The organism is Parabacteroides merdae ATCC 43184 (assembly GCF_025151215.1).
Classification (GTDB): domain Bacteria; phylum Bacteroidota; class Bacteroidia; order Bacteroidales; family Tannerellaceae; genus Parabacteroides; species Parabacteroides merdae.
Genome location: NZ_CP102286.1, coordinates 2,830,578 through 2,853,193, shown reverse-complemented (window position 1 = coordinate 2,853,193; position 22,616 = coordinate 2,830,578). Strand labels below are relative to the sequence as shown.

Annotated in this window: 13 protein-coding genes; 6 read left to right on the top strand and 7 right to left on the bottom strand. The window is 44.6% G+C overall.

Annotated features, from left to right (window positions below):
• Nucleotides 1–8: 8 nt before the first annotated feature.
• From NQ542_RS11940 to NQ542_RS11915, 6 genes are all read right to left on the bottom strand, one after another.
• Complete coding sequence (locus NQ542_RS11940) at nt 9–719, bottom strand: hypothetical protein (protein ID WP_005634120.1); 711 nt, start codon at nt 717–719, stop codon at nt 9–11.
• A gap of 10 nt (nt 720–729) precedes the next feature.
• Nucleotides 730–1,944, bottom strand: coding sequence for a porin (locus NQ542_RS11935; RefSeq protein WP_005634118.1), 1,215 nt, complete (start codon nt 1,942–1,944; stop codon nt 730–732).
• A 22-nt stretch (nt 1,945–1,966) separates the two neighbouring features.
• Nucleotides 1,967–3,400 carry a di-heme oxidoredictase family protein gene (locus tag NQ542_RS11930; protein WP_005634117.1) on the bottom strand — a complete coding sequence of 478 codons (1,434 nt, stop codon included), beginning with the start codon at nt 3,398–3,400 and terminating at the stop codon, nt 1,967–1,969.
• 146 nt (nt 3,401–3,546) lie between these two features.
• Nucleotides 3,547–4,812: an imelysin family protein gene (locus tag NQ542_RS11925; protein ID WP_005634115.1), complete on the bottom strand. Its 1,266-nt coding sequence runs from the start codon at nt 4,810–4,812 to the stop codon at nt 3,547–3,549.
• 36 nt (nt 4,813–4,848) lie between these two features.
• Nucleotides 4,849–6,189: a porin family protein gene (locus NQ542_RS11920; RefSeq protein WP_005634113.1), complete on the bottom strand. Its 1,341-nt coding sequence runs from the start codon at nt 6,187–6,189 to the stop codon at nt 4,849–4,851.
• Between the two features lie 588 nt (nt 6,190–6,777).
• Nucleotides 6,778–7,212: a DUF6078 family protein gene (locus tag NQ542_RS11915; protein ID WP_036723900.1), complete on the bottom strand. Its 435-nt coding sequence runs from the start codon at nt 7,210–7,212 to the stop codon at nt 6,778–6,780.
• A 679-nt stretch (nt 7,213–7,891) separates the two neighbouring features.
• On the opposite strand from NQ542_RS11915, the gene NQ542_RS11910 reads away from it, so the two are divergent.
• From NQ542_RS11910 to pflA, 3 genes are all read left to right on the top strand, one after another.
• Nucleotides 7,892–10,621: a DUF6383 domain-containing protein gene (locus NQ542_RS11910; protein ID WP_005634104.1), complete on the top strand. Its 2,730-nt coding sequence runs from the start codon at nt 7,892–7,894 to the stop codon at nt 10,619–10,621.
• A gap of 426 nt (nt 10,622–11,047) precedes the next feature.
• Nucleotides 11,048–13,288 carry a formate C-acetyltransferase gene (pflB, locus tag NQ542_RS11905; RefSeq protein WP_005634099.1) on the top strand — a complete coding sequence of 747 codons (2,241 nt, stop codon included), beginning with the start codon at nt 11,048–11,050 and terminating at the stop codon, nt 13,286–13,288.
• A 16-nt stretch (nt 13,289–13,304) separates the two neighbouring features.
• Nucleotides 13,305–14,027, top strand: a complete 723-nt coding sequence (pflA, locus tag NQ542_RS11900) for a pyruvate formate-lyase-activating protein (RefSeq protein WP_005634097.1) — start codon at nt 13,305–13,307, stop codon at nt 14,025–14,027.
• 2 nt (nt 14,028–14,029) lie between these two features.
• On the opposite strand, the gene NQ542_RS11895 is transcribed toward pflA, so the two are convergent.
• A complete protein-coding gene (locus tag NQ542_RS11895) occupies nt 14,030–14,335 on the bottom strand; it encodes a DUF4884 domain-containing protein (protein ID WP_005649452.1) in 306 nt (101 codons plus the stop codon).
• Nucleotides 14,336–14,610: 275 nt separating this feature from the next.
• On the opposite strand from NQ542_RS11895, the gene ahpC reads away from it, so the two are divergent.
• The 3 genes from ahpC to NQ542_RS11880 all read left to right on the top strand — a co-directional run bounded on the left by ahpC (nt 14,611) and on the right by NQ542_RS11880 (nt 22,538).
• Nucleotides 14,611–15,177, top strand: a complete 567-nt coding sequence (ahpC, locus tag NQ542_RS11890; protein WP_005634091.1) for an alkyl hydroperoxide reductase subunit C — start codon at nt 14,611–14,613, stop codon at nt 15,175–15,177.
• Nucleotides 15,178–15,181: 4 nt separating this feature from the next.
• The gene (gene ahpF, locus NQ542_RS11885; protein ID WP_005634089.1) at nt 15,182–16,747 is read left to right on the top strand and encodes an alkyl hydroperoxide reductase subunit F; all 1,566 of its coding nucleotides are present in this window, start codon (nt 15,182–15,184) and stop codon (nt 16,745–16,747) included.
• A 1,519-nt stretch (nt 16,748–18,266) separates the two neighbouring features.
• Nucleotides 18,267–22,538, top strand: a complete 4,272-nt coding sequence (locus NQ542_RS11880) for a DUF6383 domain-containing protein (protein WP_005634079.1) — start codon at nt 18,267–18,269, stop codon at nt 22,536–22,538.
• The last annotated feature ends 78 nt before the right edge of the window (nt 22,539–22,616 follow it).

Genomic DNA, 22,616 nt, shown 5'->3' with positions numbered 1-22,616 from the left:
GTGCTTTCTTATTCTTTAGCTCCGTTATTGATCCAATCGTCGAGCAACGTCAGAGTGCTGGAGGTCGTGATGACGTTGGTATGATCGTACTTGACAATGTTCTCGTGCAAGATGACGTGCAGGAAACTTTCCTCCGCGCTTCCCGGCTTGACCAGTTTCAGCCCTTCCTCGCTTTTATCAGCTACGACATCGACTAAGGCCTTGTAACTTTTGCCTTCCGTGAGGTACAGTCCGGCAGCAGGTTCCGTACTTCCTCCATGGCAAGCCGTACAGGAACGATTGAAAATTTCGGTTTGGATACTGTTGAACATGCCGGCATCCAACTTTCCGGCATCCAGCCGTATGGTATCCGCCTGTTCCGTGTAGTCGGCGGTATAGAAACTGGCAATCCTTTTGCGTAGTTTGTTGATGACACAAACTTCGATCTGTGTGACTTCACTGGGAATACCGGCCAAGACCATGTTTATCGTCCCGTCGGCTGTCTGGCTAATCCCTTTTGCCGTTTGTGCGAAAGCATTGTCAGGGGTGAATCCGGCCAGTACGACGCTGTAACCGCCTGGCCAGGAATCTATCCCGTTGATTTGGGCGGTTAACTTCACTGTTCCTCCTTCCCTTTCCGTCTGATTGTTTTCATCATATATCTTGCCATCGTCGCAGGAGATGGCAAGACAGGAAAAGAGCAATAGCCCGGAGATGAATGAATAAACTTCTCTTTTCATGACGTTACGATTAGAAAGTGTACTGAAGTAAGACGGTTCCGGAATGCATGGCTAATCCTAAGTCGTCGTTGTCGCGGTCAAGCTGCGTGTCATGTCCGGTACGTCCGATGAACTGATACATGGCTTGCAGTTTCAAGTTGCAGCTGGTGAAGAAATAGTTAAATCCGACGGCCGGCATATTCAGAAAACCGTTTGTGTCCAATCCGTTGCGGTTGAAGAAGTCATAACGGGCTGTCGCTTGTAGTTTGTTGGTAACGAAATAACCGCCTTGCACGTACCCCCCTAAATAGTTATAGCTCTCGTCAATTTTCTGCCGTTTGGTAAACCCTACATTCATATAATAGATTTCAGCGCCGAGATACAGGCGATTCTTCAACATGGCGAATTCTGCTCCTGCCCGGAAATCGTTCGTACTTTCGCTTTCGCTCTCCACATTCAATGAAGTGGAAAGACCGAACAGCATCTTATCTTCCTTCAAACGGTTCGGGCTGCCCTGGTTGGACGGCATAACTCCTTTCGGCATGTACGTGATGCGGCCGGCATACAACAATGACGGGATATGCCAGTCGTCGCTGAACGTTTTGGATGCCACGTTGACGGAGCTTCCCGTTCCGTTGAAAATCCCAACTTCGTAGCCGAACTTATCCTTTACCAATCCGTGCACTTCCACTCCGAGGTCGAATCCCATGCCGATGTTCGGTGTCACGGCATTAAGAGAATAAGGCAGGATAACGGATGAGGTGAGCGATGTCGGCAGTGTCGGCATTAACGTCTCGCCCAGCGTAGTCAGGTAAGCGTGCGAGAACGGAGTCTTGAACTTGCCAACACGTATGGCAAAACTCTTTTTTATCTCTACGTCGAACCAAGCCTGTTGAAGGATGTTTCCTCCGTTTCCGGCAGCATTGATGGAGAGGTTGAATGTCACCCGGTCGAATGCCTTGCCCGTGAAACCGAGGATGGCATAAGGGATCGAGAAACCGCTGTTGTGTATATTGTCCTGATTGTAGGCCGGGTCCAGCCCTTCATCGTCGTAGTAGTTGATGTTAGCACTGGTCTGTACCAACATATAAGGTTTGAAAACGAAATCCCCCTTCTTGGTAGCGATTGTAAAACCTTCTTTGCCGTTTAGTGATACGACACCGTTTTCCGTATCTTCCTCATATTGGGCCATGACGGCCAACGGCAATAGTAATAATGCTGCAATTGTGATTATCAGTTGTTTCATTTTAGTTTGTCTTATGGATAAATTATAAGGAGTTGAGGAATGCGATCACTGCCTCACGCTCTTCCTTGCTCATTTGTTTGAATAAATTTTTGGAGGCTTCCCCTTCGCCTCCATGCCACATGATGGCTTCGGTCAGGTTGCGGGCGCGTCCGTCATGAAGGAAATAGGTATGACCGTTGACTTTCTCCTGCAGCCCGATACCCCAAAGCGGCGTAGTACGCCATTCGTTTCCTCGTGCCAGGCCGCTGACATAATTGTCGTTCAACCCGACTCCCATGATCTCCGACCCCATGTCATGCAGTAGGAAATCAGAATAAGGATGTATGGTCTGTCCGCCGAGCCATGGCAAACGTGTGCCGTTGAGCAGTGTGGAACCGCCCGCTTGCGTGTGCAGCGTAGTGACGTGGCAGAGATGGCATTTCGCTTCGTAAAACTTTTGTTCTCCTAAGATGACCTGAGGGTCGTTTATGTTGCGCCGTGCCGGTACGCCGAGGCTTTGCATGTAAAGGTCCACATCTTCCATATCGGCGGTCGATATGTCGAGCTGGTCGTACGAGAGTCCCATCATGCTGCCTTGGTTGATCTGAGCCTGCCCTTCGCAAATCTCTTCCGGATAGCGGCTGTTTGTCACGCCCATATCGCTTGAAAAGCCCAGTTCGACGGTCAGGTCAAGATGCTGTGCCTTGTTTCCTGAAAGGCCGACACCGGTGACACCCTTCTCGGTGATATAGTTGCAACGTCCGCTGATACCATATTCCGGATAATTGCTTTTGGCAGCGAGCGCTTCGATTTCCCTGCGGTCGATTGCCATCATCTGTCCCATACCGACGTGGCGTAACGGGATGCGTACGGTGCAGAACAAATCTTCCGGGGCGATACTGTCTTTATACCATTCGGTTATCGTGTAATTGGGTTTGCATAGTTCGTAAGTCTCTCCGTCGGGGAAGGAAAAAGTCTGCTTGTCGTATGTGACGGACAACTTACCTTCCGGTTTGACGCCGTAGATGGCTTGGTCGTGCAATACACGTCCGTAGTCGCGGAAGAAAGCACCGTTGCGGCGGGAGATATAGACCAGCATGGAAGAGAAACCGTAGTTGCCCGATCCGCCATTTTCCCACAATGTCGGTTTGGTCCTTCCTGCGTTGCGATGGCAACTGCCGCAGGAATAGCCGGCATAAACAGGTCCGAGACCGCCTCCGTCGCCATTGTTGCTGGTGCGTACATCGTCGTAGAGACCGTCGCCGTTGTTGAAACGGATCGAGTTGGCTCCTGTTATCCAGTCGGCGTTCGTATCGTAGGCGACCGATGAGTTTAGGAAAATCGTTGAAGTCCCTGCTGACAGCGCATATCCGTTCGGGACATCTATTTTATCCATATCCATTTTATCGTCCTCTTCACAAGCTGCGCATGCAAAGAGCAGGAATAGCGAGGATGTTAACAGGTAAGATTGCTTCATATCATTTTATTGGTTTTCTGAATTTATTTCCGAATAACGCGAGTCGCATTGTGTAATTACTCTGAAACCCTGAAACAGCGGGCATTTGTCTGCTGTTTCAAGGTTTGTCATGATCTATTATCAAGTTTTATGTCTCAGAGGCATGTTTATTTTGCTCCATCGACAGTGCGGGGCTGCCCGTCTTTGAATAGGAGATATTCCAATGTATGGTAACCACGTACGCTCTGTGCGGCTCCGATGGCTTCATCTTCTTCGTCAAAGTTTCCGCTCCATTCCAGGTCATCCCAGTTTTGTGAATTCAATACCTGTACGATACCGTTCTGGTCCAAAGGCCAGCTGTCCATGTTGGGGTCCAGACCTAAGTTGGCGACCGGACCGATAAGGAAAGCTTCGCTCTTTTCCCACGGTTCGCGTGCCGTGATCCATAAATTGCAGGCCTTTTCGAAGTTGTCGTTGCTTGGGTTTTGTCTGAACTGGTTTACCGCATCCAGCAAAAGCTTGTTCTTTTCCTGCAAGTCTTTATAAGTAGGAAGAACGACCGCATCGACAAACTGTTCGGCTATTGCATCAAGGTCATCGTCGTATTCAGGATCGCCGAATGTTTGGTTTACATACGGTTTTACTTCATTTAACAACAGGTTGGCCAGTTCCATGCAAGTGTTCATTGCGGCAACGGACTCTTCGCTGTCGATGTTGTTGCGGAACGGTTGCGGAATAGCCTGGATCGCCTTTGCAGAAGCGAAAATCAGCGTTTTGATTTCTTCGTCGAGAGCCGGGTTGGTTGAAGCGATCAGTTTTGAAAGCGAGTGTTCTGCGATGTCTCCTTCATCGTCGAAATCTTTGTAAGAGTTGAATGCACTCAGGTTTCCGTCTACTTTGGACACGTCGTTGTCGTCGATGCGGCCGTAGTATGTGTTACGGATGGAGAAGATATTGTTCGTATAGTCGTCGCGCGAATGCCAGCTATACCATGATTCGACGGCATAGAGACCGCCTTCCTTGTCACCGCTGGTATATTTGGTATACGGGTCCTTGATCTTGGCGTCACCTACTTCGTTGGCGATGTTCCACATACCGCTTTCGATCATTTCCTCGATACACGAGAGCGGGCTTTGGTAAGCTCCGGCAGTCTGGTCTTTGAAAATCGTGGCATATGGGCCGTGTGAACCCTGCTCATCGACGTAGTCGGTTACCCAAGAATTGTAGAGCATGGTTGCATCGTCGTTCAGCAACATTGCAACGTTATACATATAGTTACCCCATGCACTGGCGTTTTCAGAACTGTAATCCAGGTTGACCGGATCTTTTCCGCCACCATCCGGATTGGGGTCGTTGTTGTCGCTACATGCTCCCATCGAGAATGTCATGGCGAGCGATAAGGCTGCCAGATAGAAATAATTTTTCTTTTTCATTTTTATTGATAAGTTATTAATTTGTTTATATTGTTTTTATTTGCTGAGGAACCAGCCGATATAGGCGATAGCCAAGCTGAATTCGTTTTCGCTGTTATATTTGCCGCCTCCGATTTTGCGTGTTGTATAGTCTGCTTTCACGACAAGATTAGGTAAAGCATACCAATTGGCTCCGGCTGTCCACATGCTTACTTTGTTGCGTAAATCCATCGTGTGCTTGCCTTCGCCTTTTTCCTGTGGGTTGTAGTATTCGTAGCGGACGAACGGATAGATTACGGGTACGCTCATATTGTCTTTACAAACCGCACGCAGGTTGAACCCCACTTCACCACCGTAGCTGACCGCACGTTTGGCGATCGGGGTTGTCTGTGTATAAGGAGAACCGCCGCTTTGGTGGTTGTTGACACTGCTGAGGTCGTCGGCTTTGCTCAGGTTGCCGTATATCATGTTTGCGCGTGCGGTGACATATTTGTTTTTGTATTGCAGGTCAGCCGTATAGATGCGCAAAGGTATGTTTCCATATTTGACGTATGTTTCCGGTTTGTCGGAATTGGCTCCCGTATTGTGGCAATAGTAGAAGGAACCGCCTATTTTCAATCCCGGTACTCCTAAATAGTTCAGGCGGGCCACATAGCCCGGTGAGGTGAAGTTGTCTGTTTCGAATAGTCCCTGCTTGCCGCCGGCAACCCATGTATTGCGGTCGAACCCGTTGGCGTTCAATCCGGCAACGACCAAAGCCTGGTAGTTGAAACGTGTGTAGCCTCGGCCGAACGTACCGAACACTTCGATACCGTTTTCGTGCCAGGTAGAAGGAAGGATGGTCGTTTCGCCTTCCGGACGAGAAGTTCCGAAGAAGTTGATCGGCTCGTGATGCTCGTTGGTCAAACCGACCGGGACGATCAAATGACCGGCACGGACATTGAAGGCCGGATGGATAAGACGTGTGATGTGGAATTGTTCCAAAGCAACTTCACCGCCTTTTTCAACTTCCATTTCGTATTCTCCGTTTTCTGTGTTTTCTATCTCATAGGCACTTCCCGTACCTCCAGCCTCAAATTCTATTTCTGCTCCTAATACCCATTGGGAATTGAATTTGTAATCGAAGGCCAAGACAAAACGGGGTATGGAGATCGAATTGCGATGGTCTTTCTTGCTTCCGTTGTCCGTACCCCGGAAACGGTTGATGCCGTAGTCCATAAAGTTTGCGAGGATCTCCCCATATCCGCCGAAGCGGAACTTGTTATATCCGGCTGCATAAATGTCTGCGGATTGTTCCACTGCGGATTTTTCTGTCGTTGTTTCTTCTTGTTCCTGTGCAAATGCCGTTACACAAGAGGTGAGTAGAGTGATTGCTAATAAATTAGTTAACCTTTTCATTGCGTTTTTTAATTTTTGGCAAAATTAGAGGGGCTGTCAACGGTGTGCAATCGCAATTAGTAGGTAAAAAGGTTCCGATGTTACCCATTTGTAGGTATTGCGCCTGAATATCACCTTGATTAGGTAGTAAAAGACGTTTTTTTACTCACATATAGGTATTGTAGGAGGTGGGAAGTACCCGTATCTTTGCAATGTCATTAAGAAAGTAACACTATTAGTATAATCGCTATATCAAAACCTTTTGTCAATTATGTAAGCATATAAGATGATTAACTATATCGAAAAGTTTTTATTGGTTATTTTCGGTATAAAAAAGAAGCCTCTCTGTGAAGAGAGGCTTCTTTTTTATGTTTCCGTTTCCCATTCGCTTCTGTCCGGAATCTGTTCGGCGTCGAGTCTTGGACTTGTTCCCGCAAGGGTATGTTTGCTGCTCCGGCTGTGCCAAAACAATTACATCGGCTTGGCACAACTGTTTCCTGAGTAGGAAACGCCTGTTACATAAGCTTGGCACAACCGTTTCATGCCGAGGAAACGGTCGTTACATAGGTATGGCACAACCAATACGTAGGCAAGTAGCGTCATGTGAACTTACCAGTCGTATGCCTCGAAGTAGGCATCGAACTTTCCGGGATCGTTGATACCGCACTGTTTCAGTATGTTCAACATGCTTTTTTGTTCGTCCGGCGAGAGCGGGCGTTCGCCTTTTCGCACGCGGTAGTAAGTCCTGCGTCCGAACCGTCTCATCAGCTTGCAAATGGCTTCCTGCATCAGTTTGTAGGGCATCCGGTCCAGCATCCCGATGAAACCGAGCGCATAGGTCAGTTTATCGGCAGGGCGGAAATAAGCACATCGGTCGGTTTGCTTCTCTTGGTATTTAGGGCTGATGACGTGCCACAGTTTGACTTCGTCGCCGATCTGTTGTTCTGCGATTCTCCTCAAGCAAGTAGTGGCTTTGGGGCAATCTTGTTTCATGCAGAGCAGATAGGAGGTGGGGATGTCGGAGGAGTCGATTTTTTCTTTCATATATTCCATTAATGTATTATAGTTGTTTGATCCGTCTGTGACGGACGTTGATGTAAAGATACATAATAATGTAAGGTTTTGCAAGTCTTGAAGCTGTTATTGAGCTAAGCAACCAATACTCCGTATTTTGTATATCTTTAACAGAAGGGGGAGCTTTTCCAAGATGAAATTACGAAACCTGCTGTTTTTGCCGTTTTTCCCCTCCAATGTGAATAAAGGGAGTTAATCTTATAGGTGATTGATTATCTTTGTTTTGATGAAGATGTAAAAAAGTTTGGCGAGCGGTTGAAAACAGCTCTTTTTTTATATGGCTTTAGGCACTTTTTTCAATGTAAGTCATTGCTAATAAGAAGTATATGGGTATAAGAAGAAAAATAGCGAAAAAACGTACGTTTTTTTTAGTCATTTTTGAGGGGCTTTCTGGAGGGTTTGTGTTGGAAAGCTGGTTTTTCGTACTTGTTAAGCTATCTGATTGATAAGAAAGAATATAGAAAAGGAAAAATAATTGGAAGAAAGGATTGCAGGTTCAAAAAGTAGTTGTATTTTTGTGCAGTGAAAATGGCGAAAGAAAACGTACGTTTTCTCTCGTCAAAATACAGGAATTTGGTAAAAACCTGTTAAACAGGAAGTAAGAACGATATTCAATATACATATTATTATTAATTAAACATTTTAGATTATGAACAAGAGATTTTCTACTCTTTTGGCTGCCGCTTTGGTAGCCGGTTCTTTTAGTTCAGCTTTCGCACAGTTGGAGGGGCGTAATGTTGAATGGAAGGATGCACAAGCAAGCCGCGCTTATTATTTGGCAGGGGTGCATTTTGTGAGTCCGACAGATTACTTGCAGGCTTTTTCTTTGCAAGGATTAGTGAATGGTGCTGATATTACGGCTGCAAATCCTGTTGCTGCTGCACAATGGACTGTTGAAACTAAAAAGGTTGGAACTGTTACACATTATGCTTTCAAAAATATTGAAGGAGAACAGTATCTGGCTTTTGAAAAGAAAGATGGAGCTTATGCTTTAGCTGCCAAAAAAGAGGCAAACGATGAAACAAAGTCGTTTCGTTGGTTTACTGTTGCAGCAAACGGCAATTTGCAAGCTGTGCTTTCTGATGAAAAAGAACCGTATTTTTTAGGACTGAAGAACGATGGCACAGCAGATTGGTCATTGGCTTTATTACAAAGTTCTGAGCATCATACGGATGGATCTACTTCCGTTATCAAGAAGAAGGTAGCTCTCTACGAAATCTACAACGACCAAATTACAGCAGAAGCTTTTGCGAGCAAGTTTGGCGAAAACTTCACAATCGAGTTCCCGGAAACATTGGATGACATGGATGTGTTTGAAAATGTAAGCGTAGAAAAAATCGCCAATGATAATTTGGGTTTCAAGTTGGTTGACAACAAAGGCACAAAAGATACAAAAGACGATGAATATGTAGTTTTAGCAAACGAACGTGTTTCCAACTCAGAGTTGGCTGCCAACGCAATCGGTTATCGCTATGCAAAAATGACTGCTAAAGCGATTAAAGACAAGAAAATTGACGACAAGAACACTGTATTCTATGCTGAAGAGAACGAAACAAACATCGGAGATGGTAAATATGCATTAGTTCAGAAAGTAAAAGTTGGTGACCTGGACAACAAAGATGTGACTTTCGGTAAAGTGACAAATGATGAAACAACTCGTCAGTTGGCTTCTGTCGAATATGACTGCCATTCTACTTTCATGGGGGTTACAGTAGGCAAGGGTACACGTGTCGCTAATACTGAAGTTGCCAACGAAAGAATGTTGATCGTAAATGTAACTGCCAAAGTTGCAGACAAGAAGAATTCTTCTGCACTGGGGTTGAAGAATGATTTCACTGGCGCACGTTGGTATGATAAAGTTTCTGAAGCTGACTTCGATCAGCCACAGGGGCAGTGGTTGGTTGCTGCGGGTTCAGCTGCTAACACAATTAAGTTGATCAATGTTCAGAAACCGGGTTTTGTACAAGACAATATCCGTCTATATGAAGCAGAAGGTGAAAATACTTACACAGTATTTGCTTCTGATTTAGGTTTGTCTGGTCTTGAAACAATCACTTTGACGAAAGTTGAAGATTATGACAAGCTGAACGGCTACTACAGTACATTGTCTGACATCAATCAGAAGTTCGCCTTTGTAACAACAGGTGAATATGCTAACGAAGAAGCCGGTTCAGATCTGTATTTGAAAGCTGGTGTAGAAGGAGATGTTGTAACTGTTGTTCCTCATGCTGGTTCTGAATGGGAATTGATCCGTAACGAAAAAGCACAGGCTGTTACTGCCAACTACAAATATTATGACGGTGAAAAATGGGTTGAACTGAATGGCAAAGGTAATGAAGAAAAAGGTATCCTGCCGGCTGATACAGTTCGTCTGGCTTATTCATATGCAATCAATGCTGATGAATTAGGTTTGGGAACAGCTTGGAAGATGGCTAAGGATGACATCGAGTTCTTCTTGAAAGAAAATGGTAAAGGTACATACGCTATCGTATATGGCGCTACTGCTGATGAAGTAAAAGAATACGGTGTAATCAATGGTTCTGAGGAATTAGTAGCAGAAACAACTGACTTTACTAACTCTACTCCGTTCGAAATCATAGACTTGGATGCTGCTCCTTCTTTGGCTGCTGACAGCAAGCACATGACATTCGAAGCTACTAATAGCATTGGCTTCATCGCTTCTGACGAAAATAACAACGCAGTATTGGCTAAAGAAACAGCTGCTTTGTGGGTTGACTCTGTAAATGCTGAAGGTTATGCAACTCCGAAGTTCTTCATTTCTTACGCTGGCAAGATGATGACAACTGCTAAGAAGTTTAAAGAAATTGTTGATAAGGCTTATGCTAATGATGAAATCAGCAAGAAAGAATATGCAGAACTTACTGCTGATGAAAATCTTTACTACAAGAGTGTAGAACGTATCAAATTTGTAGACGCTGAACGTCTGTCTGGTGAAGACACTTTGGTTATCGCCGATGAAAAGTATACTGGCAAGGATATCGAAGACTTCAAGTTCAAAGTTACTGAAAACGAAGACGGTGACTATGTACTGAAAGCTAATGGTAACTATGTATATGTAATCAACGGTAACTTGGTTTACGGTACAGATGCTAAGGAAGCTGAAGCATTTGTAATCGAAGTAACTTCTGCTCCTACAGCCAACGAAGGCATCGCAACATCTGAAGTGAAAGTGATCGCTGGCGAAGGTAACGTAACAATCGCAGGCGCTGCCGGTAAGAAAGTTGTTATCTGCAACATCTTAGGTCAGGTAGTAGCTAACACTGTCGTTTCTTCTGACAACGCAACTATCGCTGCTCCGGCAGGTGTAGTAGTTGTAGCTGTTGAAGGCGAAGCTGCTGTAAAAGCTATCGTTAAGTAACGATTGATACTAAAAAACAATACTGTCTATCGTAAGGGTGGTTAGCGAACCACCCTTACACAGGCACAATGACATTTTATAATCAAATAATTCTAGACAACCTGCGTGAAACCGTATGTAAGAGGTTTTCTTGATCTACGGTTTCAATTACCCTGCGACAGGCGAACGAGCGGTTGGATTTAATATTAATAATACTAAAGTAATGAAATTAAAAGTTCTACTGCTTTTCCCTCTGTGAAGACCGGACGGCAGACAAAAAACAGGCCCCGGCGGTATTCGTACTGCCGGGGCTTCGTTTTTATTTCCCTTATCCCTATTTGTAGGTATTTTCTCCGGTTTAACATCCCTCGTCCTTTACAATCCTTTTCAGATAGGGGGAAAAGACGTATCTTTGCGTGCCTAAACCGAAATAGACAAGATAAGCTTATGAAGTTTGAAAACGAGAACTGGGCGCAGTTCAAAGGAGAAACCTGGAAAAAGGAGATCAATGTAAGAGACTTTATCCAGAACAATTACAAACCTTATAACGGAGACGATACGTTCCTCGTACCCTCTTCGGAGAAAACGAAGAAAGTGTGGAACAAACTAACCGAGATGTTTAAGGTTGAAAGGGAGAAAGGAGTATATGATGCCGAAACGAAGCTTCCCCAGGGGATTGACACATACGGACCCGGTTACATCGATAAGGAAAACGAAGTAATCGTCGGCTTGCAGACAGACGCCCCGTTGAAGCGCGGTATCTTCCCGAAAGGCGGTATCCGCATGGTCGAAAACAGTCTGGAAGCCTATGGCTATCATCTGGACCCGATGACAAAAGAAATCTTCACCAAATACAGAAAGACGCACAACGAAGGCGTTTTTTCAGCCTATACAGACGAGATGATTGCGGCACGTCGTTCCGCCATCATTACCGGGTTGCCTGATGCCTACGGACGCGGACGTATCATCGGTGATTACCGTCGTGTACCTCTGTACGGAACCCAGATCCTGATCGAAGAAAAGAAACGTTTCCAGAAACGTCTCGATATACAGGAACTGACAGAAGAAATCATTCAGAGTCGTGAGGAGATAACGGAGCAGATCAAAGCGCTGAAAGCATTTGAGAGAATGTGTGCCGGTTATGGTTTCGACGTGACACGTCCGGCAAAGGATGCCCGCGAAGCCGTGCAGTTCTTGTATCTGGCTTACCTGGCAGCCGTAAAGGATCAGGATGGAGCAGCCATGTCTCTCGGACGTACTTCTACTTTCCTCGATATCTATATCGAAAAAGATATTTGCGAAGGCAAGCTGACGGAAGAAGAGGCACAGGAATTGATCGACCAGTTTATTATCAAACTGCGTATTGTCCGTTTCCTGCGTACTCCGGAATACAACGACCTGTTCTCCGGCGACCCTGTTTGGGTGACTGAATCGCTGGGCGGACAAGGTGTTGACGGCCGTTCGCTGGTGACAAAGACATCTTACCGTTATCTGCATACCTTGTATAACCTCGGCCCGGCACCCGAACCCAACCTGACGGTGCTTTGGTTCAACAATGCTCCGGATAACTGGAAAAACTTCTGCGCAAAAGTATCGATCGATACCTCTGCCATCCAGTACGAGAACGACGATCTGATGCGTCCGGACTATGGCGACGATTACGGTATCGCCTGCTGTGTGTCTCCGATGAAGATCGGTAAGCAGATGCAGTATTTCGGAGCTCGTGCCAACCTGGCAAAGTGCTTGTTGTATGCGATCAATGGCGGACGTGACGAGAAATCGGGTGTGCAGGTGGCTCCCCGTTTCGAACCGATCACCAGCGAGTATCTGGATTACAACGAAGTGATGGAGAAATACGAGCAGATGATGCGCTGGTTGGCAAAAGTTTATGTCAATGCTCTGAAGATCATTCACTACATGCACGACAAATATGCGTATGAAGCATTCGAGATGGGGCTTCATGACGGAGATGTGGAACGTATCCGCGCAACCGGTATCGCCGGCCTTTCTATCGTTGCCGACTCGCTGGCTGCCATCCGTGACACGAAAGTGAAAGTGATCCGTGACGAACGTGGTTTGGCTGTCGACTTCGAACGCGAAGGCGAATATGTACCTTTCGGAAACAATGACGACCGCACGGACAGTATTGCTGTCGACATTACCGAGAAGTTCATGGAATATCTGCGCCAGCATCAGACATACCGCAAGGCAACTCCGACACAATCTATCCTGACGATCACATCAAACGTGGTTTACGGAAAGAAAACCGGAACGACTCCCGACGGCCGTCCGGGTGGTACGCCGTTCGCTCCGGGAGCCAACCCGATGAACGGACGCGACACGAAAGGGGCTGTCGCCGCTTTGGCTTCTGTTGCCAAACTGCCTTTCCAGCATGCGCATGACGGTATCTCCTATACATTTGCCGTTTCACCGGCTACATTGGGTAAGGAGCGCGATATTCAGATAAATAATCTGGTGAGCCTGTTGGATGGCTATTTCACGCCTGACGGCGGCCAGCATCTGAATGTGAACGTGTTCGATAAGGACCTGTTGGTCGATGCGATGGAGCACCCGGAGAAATACCCGCAGCTTACGATCCGTGTTTCTGGCTATGCCGTCAACTTCGTGAAGCTGACACGCGAACAGCAGCTTGACGTCATCTCGCGCACCATCAACAGCAGTTTATAATTGTCCATTGATTAATATGTTGGGGCGTATACATTCTTTAGAGAGTTTCGGGACCGTTGACGGTCCCGGAATTCGCTTTGTCGTTTTTATGCAGGGATGTCCGCTTCGTTGTCTGTATTGCCACAATCCGGATACCTGGGAGGTAAAGCGTGAAACGCCTTATCTGCTGGAACCTGAAGCGTTGCTTGCCGAAGTGCTGCGCTATAAGAATTTTATCGCTAAAGGTGGTGTTACCGTGACCGGTGGCGAGCCTTTGTTACAACCTGAATTCCTTAAAGAGTTTTTCCGCCTTTGCCGTGAGAACGGTATTCATACGGCGTTGGACACTTCCGGCTATATCTGTTCCGGTAAAGCATTGGAGGTGCTCGAACAGGTCGATCTGGTTCTGTTAGATATCAAGACGATCGACGCCGGTCTTCATCCCCGTTTGACGGCCGTAAAACTCGATAATACTTTACGCTTTCTTGATGAACTGGAGAAACGCGGCATCCCTGTATGGATTCGCCACGTGATCGTGCCCGGCCTGACGGACGATGATGAAGCCTTGAGCAAGCTGGCCGAATATATCAGTTCATATAACGTGGTCCAGAAAGCCGAACTTCTGCCTTATCATACAATGGGAGCTTACAAATATGAGGCGCAAGGCCTGGACTATAAGCTGAAAGGTGTGGAACCGCTTTCAGCAGAACGTCTGGCCAATGCGAAAGCGATCTTTATGAAACACGGGGTAACCGTATAAACCTAATCGAGTGTCTGCTCTTTGATGATGATCGGTTTACGGCTGATCCGGTTGACTGTGCGGACGCTGTCGCTTTCAATACTGGTAACATCTCCCTTGCAGTTGGTGAAATAGATGTAATGTCCCATATCCATGAAACGATAGACCTTACACCCTTCGTGTTCGAACAGATATTCGACTTGATAAGTGGAATTGTTTACCGGTTTTTCCTTTGTAAGGGGTATTTGTGAGACACATGAAGAAAGACATGCGTTGCAAACGAGCAATAGACTTGCTGAAAATGTATTATACAAACTAGCTCTTCTCATCTTCGAATATTTTTAAGTTAACATCCAAAGTTAACAATTAAAGAATCACATGGTATGATCGAAAGGTATTTTACCTACAATTAGGTATATTTTTATTGTTCCGGAAAACATTACTTTGCTTCCTATTGTCATAGTAGATAAGTATGCTTGCAGATAGAAATCCGTCTATCGGCAGATAAAAATTATCAATTTGAAAAATTCTTTCAATCAGTATCTTACGATTTACCTTTGTAGGGTAAACAAAAATAGTAGTAACAAATTAAATAGTAAAAATCATGGAACCAATTATCAATTCACAAGTACCCGAATTCAAAGTTCAAGCTTTTCAGAATGGTAGTTTCAAGACAGTAAGTAGCGAAGATATCAAGGGCAAATGGGCCATCTTTTTCTTCTATCCTGCCGACTTTACGTTCGTATGTCCGACCGAATTGGTCGACATGGCTGACAAGTACGGCAAATTTCAGGAAATGGGTGTCGAAGTATATTCCGTAAGTACAGACTCGCACTTTGTACACAAAGCATGGCATGATGCTTCCGAAACGATCCGTAAGATCAAATATCCGATGCTGGCAGACCCGACAGGGGCTTTAAGCCGTGCATTCGGTGTGATGATTGAAGAAGAGGGTATGGCTTATCGCGGTACGTTCCTGGTAAATCCCGAGGGAAAGATCAAGATTGCCGAAATCCACGATAACGGTATCGGCCGTAATGCAGACGAATTGCTTCGTAAAGTTGAAGCTGCCCAGTTCGTTGCTTCTCACCCGAACGAAGTTTGTCCTGCAAAGTGGAAAAAAGGCGAAGCAACCTTGAAGCCGAGTATCGACTTGGTTGGTAAGATCTAAAGTTATGTTAGACTCAGCAATGAAAGACCAGCTTTCGGGTATTTTCTCCGGACTGGTATCCCAATATGTATTTGATATACAAGTCGCTCCCGATCACGAAAGCCGTCAGGAGCTAATAGACCTGCTTGGTGATGTGGCATCATGCTCGGATCATTTGTCATGCAGCGTTGCGGATGGCGAAGGACTTCAGTTTACAATTGTAAAAGACGGTATGCCTACCGGTATCCGGTTTCGTGCAGTACCTAACGGACATGAGTTTACTTCTTTGCTGTTAGCGGTCCTGAATTGCGATGGAAAAGGTAAAAATATACCGGACGAAAGTATCTGTGCTCGTGTCAGAGCCTTGAATGGTCCGATCAAGCTGACGACTTATGTTTCTCTTACTTGCACCAATTGTCCGGATGTAGTGCAGGCACTCAATGTCATGGCTACTCTCAATAGCCGGATCACCCACGAAACGGTGGATGGCGCTATCAACCAAAAAGAAGTTGAGGCAATGAAAGTACAGGGAGTCCCTTCTGTTTTTGCCGATGGCAAACTGATCAATGTGGGGCGTAGTGATTTGGGAGAATTGCTTTCCAAACTCGAAGCCCAATACGGAATTAATGAAGGGGGTGTTGATAACTCTGTTGAAAAACCTGTTAAGAACTATGATGTGTTAATAGTGGGAGGTGGACCTGCCGGTGCAGCTTCTGCTATCTACTCGGCACGTAAAGGCTTGAATGTCGCAGTGATAGCCGAACGTATCGGAGGACAGGTCAAAGAAACGGTCGGCATCGAGAACCTGATTTCCGTTCCTCAGACTACCGGACAGCAGTTGGCGAACGACCTTCTGACACATATCAACGACTATCCGGTCGATATACTGGAGCATCGCCGTGTGGATAAAGTCGAACTGGATGGATCGGCAAAACTTCTGACCACTTCTACCGGTGAACGTTTTTCTGCTCCTGCCCTTATCGTGGCGACAGGTGCAAGCTGGCGCAAGTTGAATGTTCCGGGCGAAGCGGACTATATCGGAAAAGGTGTCGCTTTTTGCCCTCACTGCGACGGTCCGTTCTATAAAGGTAAGCACGTAGCGGTTGTCGGCGGTGGAAATTCGGGTATCGAAGCAGCTATAGATTTGGCTGGCATTTGTTCGAAAGTGACGGTTCTGGAATTTATGGACGAACTGAAAGCCGACCAAGTGTTGCAGGAAAAAGCAAAGAGCTTGCCGAATGTGGAAGTTTTCTTGCATTCCCAATCTTTGGAAGTGCTCGGTAATGGCGATAAGGTGACAGGTCTTCGTGTAAAAGATCGTAAGACGGATGCGGAGCGGGTGATCGACCTGGACGGAATCTTTGTCCAAATCGGCTTGGCAGCCAACAGTGGCGTTTTCCGCGATGTTGTCGAAACGAACAAACCGGGTGAGATTGTAATCGATGCGCATTGTCGGACGAATGTTCCCGGCATCTATGCGGCTGGCGACGTATCGACCGTACCCTACAAACAGATAATCATAGCAATGGGAGAAGGAGCGAAAGCAGCTCTGTCTGCTTTTGAAGACCGTATGAGAGGTTTAATCGGTTAATATTCGTATTTGTTGTGAATGACGAAGGTGTGCAATATTGAACTGCATGAATGTGTGTTCAAAATTGCACACCTTTTCTTTTTTTTACGCACAAAACCCCGACTTTCACAACAGGGCAACCGCATCAAAATTTTCCAAGGTTGTGATCTCCATACGAAGTTTCTACAAATCCTCTATCACTCTATCACTACGAAGGTTGTAGCTATTAATATTCAAGCGTTAGATGAGTGATAGAGGAAAACATCCTGTATCACTGCCTCTATCACTCCTCTAACAGGACGTTTTTATCATATGATTGGAAACCAATATATTGCCTTCTTTTGCCTTTGAAAAAGCATATAAAATAATCGAATAAACAAATGTAAAAACGAATGCAATAGGTGTTAAATTGGCGAAATACGGTTCTTCATTCCACAAAAGCCCTCTCTTTTTTAGCAAAGACAAGCACATAATTTCGTAAACACCCCCATGTTGCCATCCTTAACATCCGGGTGTAGAGAGCCGGTACACCCGGGTGTAAGAGGGGGCAACATGGGGGTGTCCGGCAACAAAAGTACCGTGCCGAACAATGAAAACCACCCGGTTTTACCTATTTTATAGCCGTTTTTACATAAAATAATCGAGTGATTTATAGGGATGGAAATTGGGTGTTTATTGTTTGTGTTATTTATAATACGCTAATCTACAGATGTGTATAAGCGTAATTCCTGTTTCCCATCTAAATTGCCAGTGATAGGGTAGTGATACCGTAGTGATAGAGAAAACGGGCATATATCACTAACGAAACAGCTTGAATATCAATCGATAAAAAAGAAATCAGTGATACAGTGACAGAGGAAATGGGAAAAACTTGTATGATAAGGCCCTGTTTTTTTCTTTGGTATATTTTATACGATTTCTGAATTTTAGTGCAGTTGCCCTGCAAAATGGCGTATCGTTCATTACGACACACTTTCTTTTATTTTATGGATAATTTTTCTTCTTTTTGCCACCTAAAGGCCGTTTTTAACTCCATTTTCCCAGCCTTCTTCTCAAAATGGCAGTTTGTTACTGCAGTATTACTTGAGTAAAAGTTTATAAGTGATTATAAATAAGGATGATATGTCTGTTTGTGAAGAACAGTAAAAAAGCCCGTTTTCAAGGGGTGAAAGTTACTTGTTTTTACTTGTAACTTATTGGGAATAAAAAAGATAGTAGTCAGAAACAAAATGACTAAAAAAACGTTCGTTTTAATTCGTCATTTTTACTGCACAAAAATACAACTACTTTTTGAACCTGCAATCCTTTCCACAAATATTTTTTCTTTTTCTATATTCTTTCTTATCAATCAGATAGCTTAAGGAGTACGAAAAACCGCCTTTCCGATACAAACTCTTTCGAAGACCGCCCAAAATGACTAAAAAAAACGAACGTTTTCGCTATCAAAGTACAAAAGTTAACAGATAGTCTTGCGTACATTAAATATATAAAAGAAGAAATTATTCTTAATACATTATTTACTAACAAATTAATTTAAGTTATGAACAAAAAGTTTTCTACTCTTGTCGCCAGTATGTTACTGGCAACGACAGTCGGAACAGTTTCTGCACAGAACCTAGAGTTCACAAAGTCAGCTCTACCTACAAATGTTAGGGTAGAGAGTGTGGCCGACGGAAAATGCTATCAGTTGACAGACGGTTGGAATGTGTTGGTAATGCAGAAGGTTTCGACAGAAAAAGGTGATCGTTTCATCTTGAAGTATGTCCCTTATTACGCAGCCAATATAGGGGAATCCTTGTGGTATGTGACGGTTGATAAAGACAATAAGGAAAATGGTGTGGCCTTTAAATTTATGAACTTGGCTTATAATTATCCTATCTCTTTTGATCCGGCAAAGATTCAGGATTATAAACCGGGAAAGACTTATGAAGGTTCTTATTTGGCTGGTGAAGCAGTCGCTTGGGCTTGGATGAGAAGTGAAGCCAGTGAGGGCTTAAATGTAGGTAAAACTCCGGAAGCCTATTTCAAGACAGACTCTGTGATGACTTTGATTCCGAATGCAGATGGTACGGTTGCTGCTGTCAAGTATGATGTTCGTGAGACTGACAAGCTTGCACAGTTGAACATTCGTCCGGCTGTTGCTGGTCCTGTTTGGTTAGGAAAGAACGATTTGAACAGCATGTTGCAGACACAAGATGCAACAAATGGTAAAACATCTTTCTCTTTTGAAAAAGATGTGACAGAAGGTTTGGCAAACTTGTGGTCTGCAGGTAAAGGCCATGCTTATGAGGCTGTTGATGCTGTAGGCGAAAGCACTTTGTCATATGGTGCTGTTGCTGATGCTGCTGCTGAAAAGGATGCGGCTATGCTTGCTGCCAATGAAGCTGAAAAAAAAGTAGAAGCAGCCGTGAAAGCTCTGGCTGATGCTGAATCAGAATATAATGTTTTGGCTCAGAAGATCCAGAATGTAGAGTCTGAAAAGGTTGAAAAAGGTAGAGAACTTGTGAATCAAAGTTGGATTTACAACTTTTTGAATGAAAGTGAAGATGCTACAAAACAAGCGATTTTACAGAAAAAACAATCTATCGCAACAAGTTCTGCTCTAAACGAAGAGGCCAAGAAACAACTTGCAGAATTGGCTGAAAAATTAGAGGCAGCTCAAAATGAATATAAAGATGCAGTTGCTGCCCAGACCGCTCTTCAAAATTCTATCAATAATGCCACGGATGCATGGAATGTTGCTCTGGATGTTAAAAATAAAGCATTCGATCAGAAAAGTAGATATGCAAAGTGGGGAACAGCGATGAGGAAGTATTTCAACGAAACAAATAATGTATATTATGTCTCAGATATGGGCTATGCCCCTAATGATAAACCACAAGCATGGAATTCTTATTTCGATGCAGCTAAGGTAACTGATGAAGCAGAGAAGGAAGCCTTTGTAGAATATGGACATCGTTTGTATGCTATCTTGAAAGAAGCAAATAATGGTGTAGATATATCAATGTCTGCTTCAGCTTATAAGAGCCAAAACAATAAGGCTTTTATAAATGGTGTCAATGCTCTTAATACTGAAGAAAATGAAACCTTTGAAAAAGCTGCAGAAGCTGTTATCGCTTCAGAAGGTGCAATAGCTTCAATCTCTAAAGATTTAGATGTTGCTATTGGTGTAGCAGAGGAGAAAAAGCAAGCTGAGAAGGCTGCCAGCACAGCTTATGACGAAATGTTTGAAGCTTATGGAGTTCACAGTCAAGCTCTTGAAGAAGCAAAGAAAGAGTTGAAAGAACTTGAAGAAGAATTGGCCTCTGTTCAAGCTGAACTGAAAGAAGTTAGTGCTAAGAAGGTCGAGCTAGAAACTGCTATTTTCAACTATACGCAACAAATTGCAAGTTTGAATGAACAGTTGATGGCTTTAGATGGTGAAAAGGGGGCAGCTTATTGGACATGGGTAGACGCTCGTTATGCGCATAAGGATGCTGAACGTGCTGCTATCAAGGCTTCAGAAGTGTTTGAAAACATTCGTCTTGAAAAGTCATTTAACTGGTTATCTCTGAAAGCCGGCAAGAATGCCAAGGGCCAGGATACTTATTTAATGGTCGACACAGCTTATCTGAACGGCTCAGCCGGTGAAGAAATTGCAGGTATCCAGCATTTAGGATTCGCTACTCGTGAACATGAAGCTGATTTCAAATCTGTCAACAACTTGGCAGCTCGCGATATCAACGGTCGCTTCAACTTCCGTTTCTTCTACTGGCCGACTCAGGACTCTTTGCGTATTGAAGCAGATGGTTACAACGTGAAGAACGTAACGACTAAATATTGGAAGGATCGTACAAATAGTGAAATCGATATTTTTGCTACTTCTGCAAAAGGCCAAGAAAACAATCTGGTTAAGATTGCTGTATTAGGTGGTGCCCGTCGTGAAGCCACTATCGGTTCTTCCGAAGAGCTGAAAGGCACAGGTATCTATACATACAACGACCGTATCGGTTTGAGCCTCTCTCCTGCTGCTCACAATGCCGTTTTGGAACCGGGCATCTATTTCATGGATGTAGTAAACGGTGCTGATGCACAGAAGAACGGTGCTCGCTTGATGGTTGATTTGAACGGTTGGAACTTGACAAAGGTTGCTCCGGCTGAATGGGATGTGATGAACTTCGAACACATGCCGGCCGCTAAGTGGGTTGTAAATCAGAATACGAATGAATTCGGTGGGTATCCTGAAATCTGGAACCAAGAAACAGGAGCTACTCTGAATAATGGTTCTTACAAAGTATTGGCTGATGGTAATATCGTAATTAACTATTATTATAACAACGAAGAAGCTTGGTTGACTAATGATACGCTGAAATTGACAAAGACCGTAAGTAACCGCTTGGGCTTCTTTAACGATGATGCCAAGAATGTAAACTATACTTTGAACTACTTGAATGTAGGCAATGACTTGGGTGTTACAATTGGCAACTCTACCGTAGGCAACGACACGATCTTACGTGTATCTGCCGATGAGGCTACTAAGTTCGAACTGGTAAAATGGGGCAATGGTTATAATACCCCTATCTTCGAAAAAGACACGATCTTCCAGACTTATTATCAGATCCGTGTAAACGATCCGTATAAGTTCGCTAACAACCAGAAATATGTTCAGGTATCTGAAGTTGGTGGTACTGAAATGATGGTAGTAACAGAAGGTGCAGAAAATGGTTCTGTATTCACTTTGAAAGAAGTGAACTGCGTAGACGGAACTCATTACTATGCATTGCTGACAGAAGGCAAGAAAGCCGGTGTGATTGATGCAACAGGCTTGATTAAGGCTGAAAACGTGGCTACTGAATCTACAACTTCTGCTTTCGCATTGGTTGCTGATACGACTGCTCTGTATCGTGAGTTTACAGCTGACGAATTGGGTGAAAACGGCGCAATGAAGTTCTACCGTGTGAACTCTACTGCTAAGGCTTACTTGTATGAAGGAGCTGACAACCTGCTTTGCGTAGAAGGTAAGGGTGACGATAAAGCTGAAGCATTCAATGTAATCCCGACAGGTGTCGAAAACACATTGATGCCACAGTACTTGATTGCCAAGGATGTGAACTTTGTAGTCGGTGATACAGTTCTGTGCGACGCTACTACTCACTCTCATGCAACAATAGAAGAAGCTTTGAAATGCCCGCATAGTAAAGTAACTGCTGACACGACATTTGGTCGTTTCTTGGTGAACATGATCGACTCAGTTCCCGCTGTTAAGAAATATACTTGGGAAGGTAAATACAAGAGACTTGCATTCTTGCCGGGTTATATGACAGCTGGTAACTTAGTTCTGGATGGCACAACTCATAAAGTCGCTCTGAAGCTGAATGCTCATGATCAGGCTAAGTTCTCTTTCCGTTTGGTTAACGAAGGATCTAACGACTTCTTGATCGAATCTGAATCTTATGGAAAGAAGACAGCGTTTGATGGCGGTATCGCTCCGTCTGCTAATCTGGGTGGTTGGGTGAAAGTACAGAACGGTGTTCCTGTCATCATCAATGACTTCGAAGCAGCTATGCAGTCTGACCTCTACAATGTCGACACTAACGCTGGTGGTGCAACAGCCAACGACGAAATCACGACTTCTGAAGTAACGATTATCGCAGGCGAAGGCAATGTTACAATCGCTAACGCTGCCGGCAAGAAGGTTGTTGTAAGCAACATCTTGGGTCAGGTAGTAGCCACTCAGGTTCTGACATCCGACAATGCTGTGATTGCTGCTCCTCAAGGCGTAGTCGTAGTAGCTGTTGAAGGTGAAGAAGCTGTAAAGGCAATCGTAAGATAAGAATAGAGGAATAGTTTGGAGTGGCAGCGGCCACTCCCTCTATATAGTAATTTATAATCAAATAATTCTAAAATGTTT